The 1,432-nt window shown below is 71.5% G+C and carries 1 protein-coding gene; it reads right to left on the bottom strand.

Features of this window, described 5'->3' with window-relative positions; all coding sequences use genetic code 11:
* Positions 1-124: 124 nt before the first annotated feature.
* On the bottom strand, positions 125-1,207 hold the full coding sequence (locus ABT130_RS47585; protein ID WP_350966501.1) for a cellulose binding domain-containing protein: 1,083 nt from the start codon (positions 1,205-1,207) through the stop codon (positions 125-127).
* Positions 1,208-1,432 lie beyond the last annotated feature (225 nt).

Raw genomic sequence — 1,432 nt, 5'->3', positions numbered from 1 at the left:
GCCGTTGCCGGAGGGCAGCCTTTCGACCTCGACCGAGTAGGTGAACCGGGGATCGACGACCGACTCGGGACGCCGTACGGCCGGATGTGCGCGTCGGAACCCGGCCGTACGGCGATCGGACCGGTCAGCCGGTCGTGCAGGACACCGCGGGAGCCGGGGAGCCCGTCCCCGAGGCGATGAAGCCGAAGGTCGCGGTCGCGCCCGCGGCCAGGGAGCCGTTCCAGGCGGCGTTCCGTGCCGAGACCGAGGCTCCCGACTGGGTGACCGTCGCGTTCCAGGCCTGGCTGATCTGCCGGCCGGTGAACGTCCAGTTCGCCGTCCAGCCGGTGATGGCCGCCGCACCGGTGTTCTTGACGGTCACCTCGCCCTGGAAGCCGCCCGGCCACTGGTTGGTGGTCTGGTAGGTGGCCGTGCAGCCGCCGCTCGGCGGGGGCGTGATGGTCGGCGTCGGGGTGGGGGTGATCGTCGGGGACGGTCCCGAGCCGAGCAGGGCGGCCAGAGCGGGGAACCACCGGTCCGACATCTTCTGGTCGCCCGAGGCGTTGGGGTGCACGCCGTCGTAGGTGTCGGTCGCGGTGCTGAAGCCCGTCCACTGGTCGACCACGACTATCGGTGACTGAGCGGTGGTCTTGCCCGCGGCCCAGCCGGGAATCGCCGCGTTGAGCGCGGAGACCCGCTGCGCGCACTCACCGCACGTGCTCGGGTTCATCGGGATGATCTGGGCGACGAGGATCTTCATGTTGGGGTTGCTCGCCCGCATCTGGTCCACCAGCTTGCCGTACGCGGCCAGGATGGTGGCGGTCGCGCGGTTGCTCCAGGCGTCGTTGGTGCCGAAGTGCATCATCACGATGTCGGGTGTGGTCGCCGAGAGCCAGCCGGGGAGCTGGTTCTGGTCGGCGACGTTGGTGACCAGCGCCCCGCCGTGCCCCTCGTTGTCCCCGTCGTGCGCGACGCCACAGCCCTGCGGTGGCAGGGTGCCGACGAAGTCGATGTTGGTGTGACCGGCGTTCACGAGCCGGTTCCACAGGAGGGCACGCCAGCATCCGGGGGAACCGGTGATGGAGTCTCCGAGTGCCATGATCCTGGTGGCCGCGGCCTGCGCGGGCATCGCCGTGGCCGCCAGGAGGAGTCCCAGGGTCGCGACCGCGGTCACCGCGGCCGTCAGAACCGCCAGGATCGCGTCGCTTCCGCGCGTCTTTCGTCGCATTTTCCGCTCCTGCCTCGATGGGGCCCGATGCTAGGTGGCCCCGGGCGGGAGCGGGAAGCCGGCCGTCCGTCGAGAGCGCCCTGACCTGCTGCGACGCCTGCGGCGGGAGTGTAATTTTCAGCCGCCAGCCGCCAGCCGCCAGCCGCCAGCCGCCAGCCGCCAGCCGCCAGCCGCCAGCCGCCAGCCGGCCTCTTCACGGCTCCCGGGGGTGGGTGGGGGATGGGT

The organism is Streptosporangium sp. NPDC001681, assembly GCF_040298085.1.
Lineage (GTDB): Bacteria > Actinomycetota > Actinomycetes > Streptosporangiales > Streptosporangiaceae > Streptosporangium.
The sequence above is the reverse complement of the archived record's forward strand: the minus strand, read 5'-3'. Positions and strand labels throughout refer to the sequence as shown.

Bases quoted from the DNA above. Each gene is read 5' to 3' on its own strand.
- ABT130_RS47585 (WP_350966501.1), bottom strand. From the start codon at position 1,207: ATGCGACGAAAGACGCGCGGAAGCGACGCGATCCTGGCGGTTCTGACG.